Genomic DNA, 14,671 nt, shown 5'->3' with positions numbered 1-14,671 from the left:
CGGCCCCGCCCCGCGGGCCGACTCACCGGTCCGGCCCGCGGCGCACCCCGGGTGGGTCACCGCCCGACCTCGGAGCCCGCTCCGCGCCCTCCGCCGCCACCCCGCAGGCCGCGCCCGATCGCGCCTGGCCGCACCCCGCACGCCGCGCCGCACCCCGCCCCCGCAGGCCGCGCCGGCCCCCACGACGAACAGCGTCGCCACCCGCCGCCCCGGCAACGCCCCCGCGACGAACAGCGTCGCTGCCCGCCCTGTCGGCGATCGCGTCGCCACCCGCTGCCGCGGCAACTCCGCCAGGACGCACCGCGTCGCACGGAAGGTCCCGGCCGCCAGCGACGGCCGGAAGGCCTGTTCCGGAGCCTCGCCCGTACCGCGGACCGCCCGCGTCCTCCCCCGGCGCAACGCGGAGAGTGGCTGCGCGCCACATACAACGGCCCGCGCTGGCGGTGCTAGCGTACCCGCCGCAGGAGTTGGGGTCCCCAAACCTTTGGTTCACCGAACAGGCTCATGACGATCACCGCCGCCCTCCCTACCGTGCAGTTCGTGATCGGCCTCCGCGAGGGCGTCGAGGCCGCCCTGATCGTGGGCATCGTCGGCGCCTTCCTCGCCCAGCAGGGCCGGCGCGACGCGCTCCGCTGGATGTGGCTCGGCGTCGCCGCCGCGGTCACCGTCTGCGTCTCGATCGCGGTGGTGCTCCAGGTCGTCAACGAAGCGCTCCCCCAGCAGCAACAGGAGCAGCTCGAGACGGTGATCGCCCTGATCGCCGTCGTGATGGTCACGTTCATGATCATCTGGATGCGCCGCCACGCCCGCGGGATGGCGGGCGAGCTGCGGGCCAACGCCGCGACCGCGCTCGCCGCCGGCTCGGCCTGGGGCCTGATCGCGATGGCCTTCCTCGCCGTGCTCCGCGAGGGGATCGAGACCGCCTTCTTCCTGATCGCCACCTTCCAGTCCGAGTCGACGCAGATCTCGACGCTCAGCGCCTCGCTCGGCGCGCTCGCCGGGATCGCCGTCGCCGTCCTGATCGGCTGGGGGATCTTCCGCGGCGGGATGAAGCTCAACCTGACCCGGTTCTTCCGGATCACCGCCATCTTCCTGGTCGTGATCGCCGCCGGCCTGGTCGCCGGGGCGATGCACACCGCCCACGCCGCGGGCTGGATCAACTTCGGCCAGGCGCAGGCCTTCGACCTCAGCTGGCTGGTCAAGCCGGACGCCGACTCGGTCGTCTCCGGCCTGCTGACCGGGCTGCTCGGCTTCCAACCGTTCCCGACCGTGATCGAGACGGTCGGCTGGCTCGCCTACGCGATCCCGATGTTGACGTTCGTCCTCTGGCCCGTCGGTCGTTCGCGCGCCGCCGCCTCCACCAAGCAGAAGGTCCCCGCATGACCCGTTCCGCCACCCGCCTCCTGGCCCTGAGCGCCGCCGCCAGCGCCGCGCTAGGGCTCGCCGCCTGCGGCAGCGACGCCGAGGGCGACAGCGACAGCGCCGGGGCGACCAAGCTCAAGGTCGAGCTGACCGACGCGGGCTGCACACCCGAGACGCTGACCGCGCCGACCGGCAAGGTCGTCTTCGAGGCGGTCAACAACGGCACCTCGAAGACCACCGAGGTCGAGCTGAAGAACGCCGACGGGATCATCCTCGGCGAGCGCGAGAACCTCACCCCCGGCCTCTCCGGCGACTTCTCGCTCAAGCTCGCCCCCGGCGAGTACGTCGTGTACTGCGCGGTCCCCGGCGACACCAGCCGCAAGCCGGGCAAGCTGACGGTGACCGGCACCGCGCCCGCCAAGCAGCCGACCGATCCGGCCCTGACCAAGGCCGTCGCGAGCTACAAGACCTACGTCCAGCAGCAGTCCGACGAGCTCGTCACCCGCGTCAACCGCTTCGTCGCCGCGCTGAACGCGGGCGACACGCAGAAGGCCAAGGACCTGTTCGGCCCCGCCCGCCTGCCCTACGAGCGGATCGAGCCGATCGCCGAGAGCTTCGGCGACCTCGACCCGAAGATCGACGCCCGCGTCAACGACGTCGCCGACAAGTCCGAGTGGACCGGCTTCCACCGGATCGAGCAGATCCTCTGGACCAAGAACACCACCAAGGGCACCCAGCAGTACGCCAAGCAGCTGAAGGCGGACGTCGCCACGCTCGACGAGAAGATCCAGGCGATCGACCTCCAGGCCGCCCAGCTCGCCAACGGCGCGGTCGAGCTGCTGAACGAGGTCTCCAGCGGCAAGATCACCGGTGAGGAGGACCGCTACTCCCACACCGACCTGTCGGACTTCCAGGGCAACCTCGACGGTGCCCGCAAGGCGTTCGACCTGCTCAAGCCGGCGCTGCGGGCACGCGGCCAGCAGGCCCTGATCGACCAGATCGAGCCGCAGTTCGTCGCCGTCCAGAAGGGCCTCGACCGCTACAAGCGCGACACCCCGCTCGGCTACGCCACCTACGACGAGCTGACCGAGAAGGACCGCAAGCAGTTCGCCCAACAGGTCGACGCGCTCGCCGAGCCGCTCTCGCTCGTCGCCGGGAAGGTCCTGGAGTAGGGAGGAACGATGACCACCGCTGACGACGAGCCCACTCCCCCGCGCGGCCTCACCCGCCGTCGTGCCCTGCTCGCCGGCGGCGGACTGCTCGGCCTCGCCGCCGCCGGCGGGGCCGGCTACGCGAGCGGCCAGGAGACCGAGCAGGAGGACCACCGCGCCGTCGCCGGGGCGACGGTCCCCTTCTACGGCGAGCACCAGGCCGGGATCGCCACCCCCGCTCAGGACCGGCTGGTCTTCGGCGCCTTCGACCTGACGCTGACCTCGGCCGCCCAGCTCCGCGACCTGCTCCGGACCTGGACCGCGGCCGCGGCCCTGATGACCGCCGGCAAGCCGACCGGCGCGGTCGCCGGCGGGGCGGGCGGGGATCCCAATCTGCCGCCGGAGGACACCGGCGAGGCCGAGGGCCTGCCCGCGGCGCAGCTGACGATCACCTTCGGCTTCGGGCCGAGCCTGTTCGCGCAGGACGGCGAGGACCGCTTCGGCCTGCGCGCCAAGCAGCCGCGGGCCCTGCGGCCGCTCGGGCCGCTGCCCGGCGACCAGCTCGACCCCGCCCGCAGCGACGGCGACATCTGCGTCCAGGCCTGCTCCAACGACCCCCAGGTCGCCTTCCACGCGATCCGCAACCTGGCCCGGATCGCCCGCGGCGCCGCGGTCCTCCGCTGGACCCAGCTCGGCTTCGGCCGGACCTCGTCGACGACCCGCGGGCAGGCGACGCCGCGCAACCTGTTCGGCTTCAAGGACGGGACCAACAACCTGCGGGCCGAGGGCACGGCCGGCATGGACCGGTTCGTCTGGGTCGGCGACGAGGAGCCGCAGACGTGGCTGCGCGGCGGCTCGTACCTGGTCGCCCGTCGGATCCGGATGTTCATCGAGGTCTGGGACCGCGACCGCCTGAGCGACCAGGAGGCGGTCTTCGGACGCTCCAAGGTCAGCGGCGCCCCGCTGACCGGCGAGCGCGAGTTCGACGCGGTCGACCTGACGATGAAGGGCAGCGACGGCGAGCCGGTGATCTCGGCCGACGCGCACATCCGGCTCTCGGCGCCCGAGACCAACGGCGGCGAGCGGATCCTCCGCCGCGGCTACTCGTACACCGACGGGATCGACCACCGCACCGGCCAGCTCGACGCGGGCCTGTTCTTCATCTCGTTCCAGCAGGATGCGCACCGCCAGTTCGTGCCGCTCCAGCGCAAGCTCGGCTCCCAGGACGCGCTCACCGAGTACATCCAGCACACCGGCAGCGGACTCTTCGCCGTCCCGCCCGGGATCCGTCGCGGCGGGTTCGTCGGCGAGGGCCTCTTCCGGTCGTAGTGGTCCATTCCATGGATTTGTGGATGTCGCGGGCTCGCAACATCCAAGGTCTCATTGCACCCCACAAGTAGGAGCGGGCCGAGCGCGTCGCGGAGGGGTATTCTGAGCGGCCATGCCTCTCTCCTCGTCCGGCCCGTTCGCCCCGGTCGCCTCGCGTTTGCGCGGCGTCGCGAGCTCGCCGGTACGTGAGATCCTGGCCCTCACCGAGCGTCCGGGCGTGCTCTCGTTCGCGGGCGGCCTACCCGCTCCCGAGCTGTTCGACGCCGTCGGGCTCAGCGAGGCGTTCGCCGCCGTCCTCGACGGCAGCAGCGCCGGTCGCAGCCTCCAGTACTCGACGACCGAGGGCGACCCGGAGCTGCGGCGGCGGGTGGCCGACCGGCTGACGCTTCGCGGCCTGCCGACCGATCCCGAGGAGATCCTGATCACCAGCGGCTCGCAGCAGGCGCTGACCCTGATCGCGACCGTCTTCCTCGAGCCCGGCGACCGGGTCCTGGTCGAGGACCCGAGCTACCTGGCGGCGCTCCAGGCCTTCCAGCTCGCCGGGGCGATCCCGATCCCGGTCCCGTGCGACGGCGAGGGGCTCGACCCGGAGGCCGTCGAGCGACTGGTCGCCGAGCATCAGCCGAAGCTCCTCTACACCGTCCCCACCTTCCACAACCCGACCGGGCGGACGCTCAGCCTCGAGCGCCGGATCGCACTGGCGGCGGTGATCGAGCGGACCAACCTCTGGACGATCGAGGACGACCCCTACGGCGAGCTCCGCTACGCCGGCGAGCCCGTGCCCGCGCTGGCCTCGCTGCCCGGGGCAGCCGAGCGCACGCTCGCGCTCTCGACGCTCTCGAAGGTGGCGGCCCCGGGGCTGCGAATCGGCTGGGTCCGGACGCCCGAGGTCCTGCGTTCGTCGCTGACGATCGCCAAGCAGGCGGCCGACCTCCACTCGTCGACCGTCGACCAGGCCGCGACCGCCCGCTGGCTCGCCCACGTCGACCTCGACGCCCACCTCGACCGGCTGCGCTCGGTCTACCGCGAGCGGCGTGACGCGATGCTCGCGGGGCTCCCGGAGACGTTGCCGGAAGGCTCGACGTTCACCCGCCCCGACGGCGGGATGTTCATCTGGGTTCGGCTGCCCGAGGGCCACGACGCGACGGCGACCCTGCCCCGCGCGCTCGAGCACCAGGTCGCCTACGTGCCGGGCGCGCCGTTCTACGCCTGCTCGCCCGACCCGCGGACGCTGCGGCTGTCGTTCACGACCCACGACCCGACCGAGATCCGCCACGGGCTCGACCGCCTGCGGGAGACCTTCCGGCCCTAGCCGGCCGACGGGTGGTTGGGGCGCACCCATGTCGTAGCGCTCACGAGGTGACTCGCGGTGAGCGCGACGTTCTGGTGCCTCAGGACCCCACTTCGTCGCCCTCACGATCGGGCCGACGGTGAGGGTGACGTTCTGGGTGATCGGGCGGCCCGCCGCCCGGCCAGCCACCGCCTCCCGCCCGCCCGCCAGAGCCATCTGCGCGACCGTCGCCGCCTGCCGAAGCGAGTAGCGACCAACCGCCCCTGCCTCCGCCCGAGATCGGTGATTCCACGGCCGCGCCGCGGAATCACCCGTCTAGATCGCGACGGCCGCCTGGCCGGTGCGGACGAAGATCCGCTGACCGATGTCGAGGTCGAGCCGGGCCGCCTCACCGCGGGTGGTCTGGGCCGAGAGCGCCTGGCGCTGCTCGTCCCGCAGGTCGATCCGGACCTCGAAGCCCAGGTGCACGACCCGCTCGACGGTGACCGCGATCGCGTCGCCGCCGGCCTCGTGCGAGAGCACCAGGTCGTGGGGCCGGACGAGCGTGCCCCCCAGCAGCGCCGTCGGCCCGAGGAACGACATCACGAACTCGTTGGCGGGAGTCTCGTAGACCTCACGCGGGGCGCCCCACTGCTCGATCCGGCCCTCGTTGAGGACGGCGATGTGGTCGGCGACGTCGAGCGCCTCCTCCTGGTCGTGCGTGACCAGGACGGTCGTGACGCCGGTCTCGGCCTGGAGCTGCCGCAGCCACTGGCGCAGGTCCTCGCGGACCTTCGCGTCGAGGGCGCCGAACGGCTCGTCGAGCAGCAGCACCTTCGGCTGGACCGCGAGCGCCCGCGCCAGCGCCATCCGCTGCCGCTGACCGCCGGAGAGCTGCGCCGGGTAGCGCTCCTGGTAGCCGGCCAGGCCGACGATCTCCAGCAGCTCGTCGACCCGCCGGCGGATCTCCGCCTTCGGCTGCTTGCGGATCGACGGGCCGAAGCCGACGTTGTCGCGCACGTTGAGATGCTTGAACGCCGCGTAGTGCTGGAAGACGAACCCGATCTCGCGGGCCTGCGGCGGCACGAAGGTCACGTCGGCGTCACCGATCCGGACGATCCCGGCGTCGGGGATCTCGAGCCCGGCGATCGCCCGCAGCAGCGTCGACTTGCCCGAGCCGGACGGCCCGAGCAGCGCCGTCAGCGAGCCGCTCGGGATCGTCAGGTCGATGTCGCGCAGGGCGTGGTAGTCGCCGTAGTGCTTGTTCAGGCCCGAGACGTGGATCGCGTGCGATCCGGCCGCCGCGACCACCGAGGTGTCGCCGACCAGGCCCGAGAGGGTCGCCGCGTCGGGAGTCCGGTGGCCGTTCAGCGTCGGGGTGGCGTCGAGCGGGAGCTGGTCGGTCATGAGGCATGCCTCTTGCGGTCGAGGACGGTCATCAGCAGCAGCGTGATGATCGCGAGGAACATCAGCAGCGTCGAGGCGGCGTAGGCGCCGAAGGTGTTGTGGTCGTCGATGTAGCGCGAGTGGACGAGCAGCGTCAGCGTCTGCGACTCGCCGGAGACGCCGGACGAGACCATGATCACCGCGCCGAACTCGCCGAGCGCGCGGGCGACCGTCAGGACCACGCCGTAGGTCAGGCCCCAGCGGATCGCCGGCAGCGTGATCCGCCAGAAGGTCTGCCAGCGAGAGGCGCCGAGGGTCGCGGCAGCCTGCTCCTGCTCCTCGCCGATCTCGTGCAGGACCGGCTCGACCTCGCGGACGACGAACGGCAGCGTCACGAAGATCGTCGCCAGGATCATCCCCGGCAGCGCGAAGATCACCCGGAAGCCCGACTCCTCGACGAAGCCGAACCAGCCGCCGGCCCCCCACAGCAGGATCAGCGAGACGCCGACGACGATCGGCGAGACCGCGAACGGCAGGTCGACGATCGCCTGCACGATCCCGCGGCCGCGGAAGCGCCCGCGGACCAGCGCGAGCGCGGTCACGATCCCGAAGACGACGTTGAGCGGCACGACGATCGCGACGATCAGCAGCGACAGCGACAGCGCGGAGATCGCCGCCGGGGTGGTGATCTGGGCCCAGAAGGCCCCGATGCCGTCCTCGAAGGTGCGGAAGACGATCAGCAGGATCGGCAGCGCGACGAGGATCCCCAGGTACCCCAGGGCGACGCTCCGGAGGGTCAGCCGGGTCGTGCGGGTCGGCCCGGGGCCGCGGCGGGCGGCGGGAGCGCTCATCGGCTCTGCTCCTCGCGGCGGGCGGCGCGCCCGCCGACGACCCGCAGCAGCAGCAGGACCGCGAAGGCGATCAGCAGCAGCGTGACCGAGACGGCGGCCGCGTTGACGAAGCGATCGACCTCGATCTGCTTCTGGATGTACTGGGAGGCGACCTCGGTCTTCTTCGGGATCCCGCCCCCGATCAGGACGACCGAGCCGTACTCGCCGATCGCCCGCGTGAAGGCCAGCCCGCCACCGCTGAGGATCGCCGGCAGCAGGGTCGGCAGGACGATCCGCCGGAAGACGGTCAGGTTGCTGGCGCCGAGCGAGGCCGCGGCCTCCTCGACCTCGCGGTCCAGCTCGATCAGCACCGGCTGCACCGCCCGCACGACGAACGGCAGGGTCACGAACAGGAGCGCGATCACCAGCGCCGGGCGGGTCGCGTTGAGGTGGATGTCGAACGGGCTCGACGGTCCGTAGAGCGACAGCAGCACCATGCTGGCGACGATCGTCGGCAGCGCGAACGGCAGGTCGATCAGGGCGTTGACGAACCGCTTGCCCGGGAACTCGTCGCGGACGAGCACCCAGGCGATCAGGGTGCCCATCACGACGTTGATCAGCGCGACGACGACCGAGACACCGACCGTGACCGTCAACGCGGCGCGGGCGGCCGGCGCGTCGATCGCGTCGATGAACCCCCCGATGCCGTTGTCGAAGGCCTTGACCGAGATCGCCGCCAGCGGCAGCAACACGATCAGGCTCAGCCACAGGGTGGCGACGCCGAGGCCGAGCGGCCCGACGCCCCCGGCCCCGAGCCGCCCCCGCCGCCGGGGCGGCGCAGGAGCGGCTGATGTGACGGTCGACGCGCTCATTCAGCGGCTCAGCCGGTCGCGTCGTTGTAGATCTTGGCGATCGAGCCGTTGTCCGGATCGAACAGCTTCGGATCGACCGTCTTCCAGCCGCCGAGGTCGTCGATCGTCCAGAGCTTCTCGGGCGCCGGGAACTTCGACGCGTACTGCTTGGCGACGGTCTCGTCGACCGGGCGGAAGCCGGCCTCGGCCCACAGCTTCTGGCCCTCGGGCGAGAAGTTGAAGTCGAGGAAGGCCTTCGCCTGCTCGGGGCTCTTGCTCGTGTTGAGGACCGCGATCGGGTTCTCGATCTTGAACGTGGTCGGCGGGGTCACGTGATCGACCTTCTCGCCCTCGCCCTCGATGAAGAGCGCCTCGTTCTCGTAGCTGAGCAGCACGTCGCCGGTGCCCTGGAGGAACGTCTCCGTGGCCTCGCGGCCGGACTTCGGCTGGACCTCGACGTGGTCGTCGATCAGGCTCTTGATGTAGCTGATCCCGGCCGCGTCGTTCTTGCCGCCGTCGCTCTTGGCCGCGTAGGGCGCGAGCAGGTTCCACTTCGCCGACCCGGAGCTGAACGGATTCGGCGTCACGACCTCGAGGCCGGGCTGGAGCAGGTCGTCCCAGTCCTTGATCCCCTTCGGGTTGCCCTTGCGGGTGACGATCGTGACGACCGATCCGAAGGCCAGGCCCTTGTGGTGGGCCTCGTCGTTCCAGGTCGGGTCGACGGTCCCGGCCTTCACCAGCCGGGTGACGTCCGGCTCGACCGAGAAGTTGACGACGTCGGCGGGGGCGCCGGCCTCGACCTTGCGCGATTGGTCGCCCGAGGCCCCGTAGGACTGGCTGAAGGTGACTCCGTCACCGGCCGTGGTCTTCTGGAAGGCCGGGATCAGCTTGTCGAAGCCGACCTTGGGAACCGCGTAGCCCACCAGCGAGAGCCGTGCTCCGCTGCCTGACTCGTCGGCCGCCGCCGTCCCGTCGGTGCTGTCGCTGGCCCCGCCGCAGGCGGACAGCACGAGGCTGGCGGTGACGCCGACGGTGGCTAGGAATGGTGCTCTTGAACGCATGATTCTCGCTTTCCGAAATTCGGATCAGGCTTAAACCCTGATCGAGTTTCGGATATTAAGCGAAACGCGCGCTCAGCGCGAACTTCTTGTGCGGCGATGTCTCTCGATCGACCCCGCGGTCGGGACCCGCGAGCGGGTCGACCGAGGTGCGGAACGGCGTCAGCTGCCGCTCCGGACGTGGACCGCGCCGCGAGGTCGTGGAAGCACCCGTCTACCCGGCCCCGCGCATCCGATCGAGCCAGCGCGCGATCGCGTCACCGGCCGGCCCCGCGTCGGCGAGCAACGGGTCGATGTCGCCCGCGAACCGCCGCAGGACGGCGGCCAATCGCCGCTCGTCGACGGTCAGCGCGCCGTCGAAGGTCGGATCGAGCAGATGCCCGAGCGGATCGACCGAGAGCATCCCGAGCACGTCGAGCGCGATCTCCAGCCGGCGCGCGGCCGGAGCGGTGCCGGAGCGCCCCTCGCCGTCCTCCGGCCGCCGGGTCGAGACGATGTCGAGCTGGCCCCGCCACAGCTCGGCGGTGACCGCGTGCCGCGACGGCGACAGGCTGGTGGCGTAGGCGCCGTCGTGGTCCCGGACCTGGGCCGTGTTGTCGAGCACCTGGCGGACGTCGTGGGCGATCCGGTGGAAGGTCTCGTCGCTGAGCCCGAAGCCGACGAAGAGCATGTGCCGGGTCAGCAGCAGCGCCTGGACGATCCCCGCCAGCGCGTTGCGCTCGCTGCCGAAGCGGAGGTAGTCGTCGCGGGTCAGGACCACGCCGTGCAGCTGGCCGTCGCGGACGGTGCCGTGGAGCTTGACGATCCAGTGGTCGGCCCCGGCCTGGCCGTCGAACGGAAGCACGGCGATCCGGCCCGCACCGGCGTCGCGCCAGGCCCGCTCGAAGAGGTCGTCCCAGTTGGTCGAGGCCGCCTCGATCACCGGCAGCGACGCGAGCAGCTGGTGCTGGAGCGCGACCCGCGAGGCGGCCGAGAGCCGCTCGAGCAGGATCCGCTCCAGCTCGCCGGCGCCCAGCCGGCTCTGGATCAGGGCGGCACGATCACGGAGGTCGATCCGGTCGAGCGCGGCGCGGTCGGCCTCCATCCCCGCCTGGGCGATCAGCTCGTCGAGCAGGCCGACCCACGACGGCAGCCCCGCGCCCATGCTGACGCCGGCACCGAGGAAGGGGACCAGCCGTCCCGTCCGGGCGTGCCCGGCGAGGACCGTGATCCGGTCGTAGAGCTCCGCGCCGAGCACCCCTGCGAGCTCCCGCTCGACGTTCGCCGCCCGCCGCGCGCGCTCGGCGGCCGCGTAGTGCTCGTGGTCGAAGCAGACGAGCACCACGTCGGGACCGTCCGGCCGCGCGGCCAGCGCCCCGCGGGCGGCGTCGATCTGCCCGGCGAGGACCGCCCCGCGCACGTCGCGTCCCCCGCCCGCGCCGACGCCGACGGTCGGCAGGCCGACCAGTGGCCGACTGCGGGGCAGCTCGATCGAGCCGGTCGGCAGCGCGTCGGCCGCGGCCACCACCGCCTCGAGCCGTTCGATCGCGGTCGCCGCGGCGGTCGCGCAGGCGGTGATGTCGCCGTGGGCGACGGCGGTGTCGCAGGCCACGACGCCGGGGGCGTCGGCGGTCGGCGGCCGCAGCACGGTCGCGCCCGTCGCGCGCAGGTCGGCGAGCGCCCGCTCGTCGAGCCGGCCGCCGCCGGCGTCACCGCGACCCCGGCCCAGCCGCTCCAGCGCCGGGACCCACGAGGCGGTCACGTTGCCCTCGCGGTCGGTCGGCAGGACCCACGCGTCGCAGTGCAGGGCGGTCAGGTCGCCGCGCGTGACGAACAGGTGACGAGGCGGCATGCCCAGAGCCTGCCAGAGACGCGCGGCGCCCCGTCGGCCCGGACCGTCGTCAACCTGCTCGCCGACCGACGCGTGTCGGTCGCGGCGCGTCGAAGGTCAGCGCTCACGACCGTCGGGGTCCGCGGTCCGGGGCCCGTCGGCGGCGTTGCCGGCGGCCGGGGACGCCTCGCCCGTCCCGTCACGACCGTCGGGCGACCCGTGCGACGGCTCCGGCCGTTCCGTGACTGCGGACGGCACCGCCCCGCGCCCTTCGGCGTCCGACGACGAGCGGGCGGGGCCGTCCGCCGGTCGGCCCTCGCCGGCGGGCCGGGACGGCCTGGTCCGCTGCCGCCTCCCGCCTGCGGAGGAAGCCGACGTCGCCTCCCCGGACGACGGCGCGCCGGACGCCCCACGCTCGGCTGACGCCGGGGTCCTGTCGCCTCCACCGGCTCCGGTGGTGGTGGTCGCACGGTCGGCCGGTGACGGCTCCCGCTCGGGGGTCGGCGTCGTGCCGGCCGTGTGGACCTGCCCGCCGTCGGTCGAGCTCGGAACGACCGCGGCGTCTCCCCCGCACCCGCTCGCCCCCAGCACCGTCACGACCGCGATCGTCAGCGCCGTCCCCGCCCGTGCCCGCGCCGTCCGCACGCGCGCCTACCGCAGCTTCGCGACCGCGGACTCGATCGCCGCGAGCCGCTTCCGCAGCGAGGCGTTCGACGCCGCCAGCGACGCGGTCCGCCGCTGCTGCGCGCGCTCCGCCCGCTCGAGCGTCCGGATCCGGCCGATCATCGTCGACCGCGAGGCCCGCAGCGAGGTGACCTGCGTGGTCAAGGTGGCGGTCGTCTGCTCGAGCCGCTTCGCGCGGGCGTCCAGCGACCGGTGCTGCTCGATCGTCCGCGCGTCGAGCCCGTTGATCCGGGCGTCCAGGTGCTTGGAGAAGGCGTCGAGCGTCCCGACCGACGCGGTCACGCCCTCGTTCGAGGGCCGGGCCGCCAGCGCGCGCACGCCGGCCAGCGCCGCCGCGGCGACGTCGCCCGGCGCGAGCGCCGTGTCATCGGCCCCGACGCCCAGGGCGCTCCGGAAGCCCGCCCCGGCCGGGGCCAGGTGCTGCGCCCCGCTCGGATCGTCGGCGTAGGAGAAGCGCTCGACCGGCAGCGCCTCGATCGCCTCCAGGATCGCCGCCGGATCGACGGTCTCGGCCCCGTGCTGGGCGGCCGGATCGACCGACTGCTGGAGCGCGCCGGAGGCGGTCAGCTCGCCGCGCGGGTCGACGCGGAGCGCCGTGCGGTCCGTTCCCCCGGCCGACGACGTCAGCGCGAAGCCGGAGCTGGCGGTCGTGCTCAGGCTCCAGCCGGTCCCCGCGTCGCTGTCGGCCAGCCGCAGTCCGACCGGGCCGTTGTTGACCAGCTCGCCGAGCGTGCGCTCCGCAGCCGTGGTCGAGCTCTCGGTGACCTGGAGCTTGGCCGTCCCGTCGGCGCGGGCGACGTCGAGCGCGGCCGCGGGCGCGGCCGTCCCGATCCCGACCCTGCCGCTGGCGGCGATGTCGATGCTGCTGGTCGGGGCGCCCGGGCGGATCCGGAACGGCAGCCGGCTGCCGTTGGTGACGTCGCGGACGAAGAAGTTCGCCTCGTTGCCGGCCACGTCCCAGGTGAACGGCGAGAAGCCGCCGCCGGACTGCTCGAGCCGCATCCCCGGGGTGTCGTGGTTCTTCAGGCCAAGCGCCATGAGCGACACGTTGCCGGAGGCGCAGCCGCTGCCGATGCAGGCGTTGCCCTGGACGATCAGCGGCGACTGCGCTGGATCGAAGAGCGTCTCCGCCGCCGCGGGTGCCGCGGCGATCGCGACCGACGAGACGACGAGCGCCCCGACGACCGCGGTACGGCGACGGGACGATGGGCTGAACCTGGCGGACATCCGCGTGCTCCTGCTGGGGAAAGGGCCGTCACCGTACTCCGTACGGTGACCTCCGTGCGTTGCTCTACCGCGAGCCGGTGTACGCGCCCGGACGCCCCACCTTCAGGTGGGAAACCGGTCCGCCTCCGGGCCGGCAGCGTCCGCATCGGAGCCCGCCGCCCCGCTGTCGGGCAGCTCCGCGACGTCGGCCGTCGGCGGCGCCTCGACCCCGTCCGGCCCCTGCCCCGTCAGATCGAAGGGCGGCCGCTCGGCGGGATCGTCGCCGCTGGTCGGGTCGTGACCGGTGCGGGCGTCGCCGGCCATCATCAGCCGGTCGCGGAGGGTCGCCGTCTCCTCCGGGGTCGGGTCCCACGCGGAGGGATCGGGCAGGTCGGCGAGGCCGTCGAGGCCGAAGAGCTTGAGGAACAGGCCGGTGGTCCGGTAGAGGACCGCGCCGAACTGCGAGCGTCCCGCCTCGTCGATCATGCCCCGCTCGACCAGGGTCGCGCAGGCCGAGTCGGCCGCGACCCCGCGGATCCGGGTGATCTCCGGTCGGCTGACCGGCTGCAGGTAGGCGACGATCGCCAGCGTCTCGGCCTGGGCCGGCGTCAGCGGCGGCGTCCGCGGGGCGGTCAGCAGCCGGCGTGCGGCCGGCTCCGTCTCGGGCGCGGTCGAGAGCAGGAAGCCGCCGCCGATCTCGCGCAGCAGGATCCCGCGCCGGCCCGGGGCGAACGCGACGCGCAGCTCCTCGATCGCCGCGGCGACCTCTTCGGGCCCGGTGTCGCAGGCGAGCGCCAGCTCGTCGAGCCGGACCGGCTCGGAGGAGAGGAACAGCAGCGACTCGACCATCGAGGCCAGACCACTCTGCTCGGCCGGGGACGCCTGCTCCGTCATGCGACCTCCTGCCGCTCGGCCCCGAACCACGAGGCCGCCCCGGGCGCCAGGCCCGCGACGTGGATCTCGGCGAACGGCTCGTGCTGCGTCCAGTCCGCCTCGCCCTGCTTGTACAGCTCCAGCAGCGCCCAGAGCGTCACCGCGACCGTCGTCCGGTCGGCCTCCCCGACCGCCTCGCTGAAGGTGAAGCTGCCGCGCCGCAGCAGCGCCCGCAGGTGCGCCAGCCGCTCCGGCAGGCTGACCCGCGCGATCGTCACGTGGCTGAGGCTGACCTGGGCCGGCAGCCGCAGCAGGCCGCCGATCGCCCGGCCCAGGCGGGCCGGGTTGTGGACGGCGATCGCGTCGGCCTCGCTGAACCGGCGCAGGTACCGCGGCAGCGGGGCCTGCCGGAAGCGCTTGCCGTCCTCGCGCCGGAGCCGCTCGGCCAGGTGGTCGGCGGCCTCGCGGTAGCGGCGGGCCTGGAGCATCCGCTCCAGCAGCTCCTCGGCCGCCTCCTCCGGCTGCATGTCGCCGAGCTCGTCCTCGTCCTCACGCGGGAGCAGCAGCCGCGACTTCAGCTCCAGCAGCGACGCGATCAGGACCAGGAACTCGGTCGCGACCTCGAGGTCGAGCTCGCCGCGCGCCTCGAGGTGGTCGAGGTAGGTCAGGACGACATCGGCGAGGTCGACCTCGAGCAGGTCGACCTCCTCCTTCAGGATCAGGGTGAGCAACAGGTCGAATGGCCCGCTGAACACCTCCAGATCGAGCTCCAGACCCGCGACGTAGGCGGTCGCGCGCATCACCGTGACGCTAGCGGGAACCGCGGTCGTCGCGTCGCGGGACGCCCGGACGACGCCACGG

Annotated in this window: 12 protein-coding genes; 4 read left to right on the top strand and 8 right to left on the bottom strand. The window is 73.1% G+C overall.

The genetic code is table 11. The features are described from left to right. Positions 1-504: 504 nt before the first annotated feature. From efeU to ACVUH9_RS03865, 4 genes are all read left to right on the top strand, one after another. A complete protein-coding gene (efeU, locus tag ACVUH9_RS03880) occupies positions 505-1,383 on the top strand; it encodes an iron uptake transporter permease EfeU (RefSeq protein WP_475754127.1) in 879 nt (292 codons plus the stop codon). Continuing rightward, positions 1,380-2,534 carry an iron uptake system protein EfeO gene (gene efeO, locus ACVUH9_RS03875; RefSeq protein ID WP_475754125.1) on the top strand — a complete coding sequence of 385 codons (1,155 nt, stop codon included), beginning with the start codon at positions 1,380-1,382 and terminating at the stop codon, positions 2,532-2,534. The genes efeU and efeO overlap by 4 nt, the downstream gene beginning before the upstream one ends. A gap of 9 nt (positions 2,535-2,543) precedes the next feature. Further along, entirely contained in the window at positions 2,544-3,842 is a 1,299-nt protein-coding gene (efeB, locus tag ACVUH9_RS03870) for an iron uptake transporter deferrochelatase/peroxidase subunit (RefSeq protein WP_475754123.1), read from the top strand. 112 nt (positions 3,843-3,954) lie between these two features. Continuing rightward, a complete protein-coding gene (locus ACVUH9_RS03865; protein ID WP_475754121.1) occupies positions 3,955-5,154 on the top strand; it encodes an aminotransferase-like domain-containing protein in 1,200 nt (399 codons plus the stop codon). 294 nt (positions 5,155-5,448) lie between these two features. Here ACVUH9_RS03865 and ACVUH9_RS03860 read toward each other — a convergent pair whose 3' ends face one another. From ACVUH9_RS03860 to ACVUH9_RS03825, 8 genes are all read right to left on the bottom strand, one after another. Beyond that, positions 5,449-6,519 (bottom strand): sulfate/molybdate ABC transporter ATP-binding protein, encoded by a 1,071-nt coding sequence (locus ACVUH9_RS03860; protein WP_475754120.1) that lies wholly within the window; start codon positions 6,517-6,519, stop codon positions 5,449-5,451. Beyond that, positions 6,516-7,349, bottom strand: a complete 834-nt coding sequence (cysW, locus tag ACVUH9_RS03855; RefSeq protein ID WP_475754118.1) for a sulfate ABC transporter permease subunit CysW — start codon at positions 7,347-7,349, stop codon at positions 6,516-6,518. Before cysW ends, ACVUH9_RS03860 begins: the two co-directional genes overlap by 4 nt. Continuing rightward, complete coding sequence (cysT, locus tag ACVUH9_RS03850; RefSeq protein WP_475754117.1) at positions 7,346-8,200, bottom strand: sulfate ABC transporter permease subunit CysT; 855 nt, start codon at positions 8,198-8,200, stop codon at positions 7,346-7,348. Before cysT ends, cysW begins: the two co-directional genes overlap by 4 nt. Positions 8,201-8,208: 8 nt before the next feature. Continuing rightward, the gene (locus ACVUH9_RS03845) at positions 8,209-9,240 is read right to left on the bottom strand and encodes a sulfate ABC transporter substrate-binding protein (RefSeq protein WP_475754115.1); all 1,032 of its coding nucleotides are present in this window, start codon (positions 9,238-9,240) and stop codon (positions 8,209-8,211) included. Between the two features lie 211 nt (positions 9,241-9,451). After that, positions 9,452-11,068, bottom strand: coding sequence for an SIR2 family protein (locus tag ACVUH9_RS03840; RefSeq protein ID WP_475754113.1), 1,617 nt, complete (start codon positions 11,066-11,068; stop codon positions 9,452-9,454). A gap of 630 nt (positions 11,069-11,698) precedes the next feature. Further along, positions 11,699-12,958, bottom strand: a complete 1,260-nt coding sequence (locus ACVUH9_RS03835; RefSeq protein WP_475754111.1) for a hypothetical protein — start codon at positions 12,956-12,958, stop codon at positions 11,699-11,701. A gap of 102 nt (positions 12,959-13,060) precedes the next feature. Further along, the gene (gene scpB / locus ACVUH9_RS03830; protein WP_475754109.1) at positions 13,061-13,831 is read right to left on the bottom strand and encodes an SMC-Scp complex subunit ScpB; all 771 of its coding nucleotides are present in this window, start codon (positions 13,829-13,831) and stop codon (positions 13,061-13,063) included. Next, entirely contained in the window at positions 13,828-14,610 is a 783-nt protein-coding gene (locus ACVUH9_RS03825; RefSeq protein ID WP_475754107.1) for a segregation and condensation protein A, read from the bottom strand. Before ACVUH9_RS03825 ends, scpB begins: the two co-directional genes overlap by 4 nt. Between the last annotated feature and the right edge of the window lie 61 nt (positions 14,611-14,671).

It is taken from the genome of Patulibacter ginsengiterrae (genome assembly GCF_056269115.1).
Note: the sequence above shows the minus strand (reverse complement) of the source record. Positions and strands in the feature narration are given on the sequence as shown.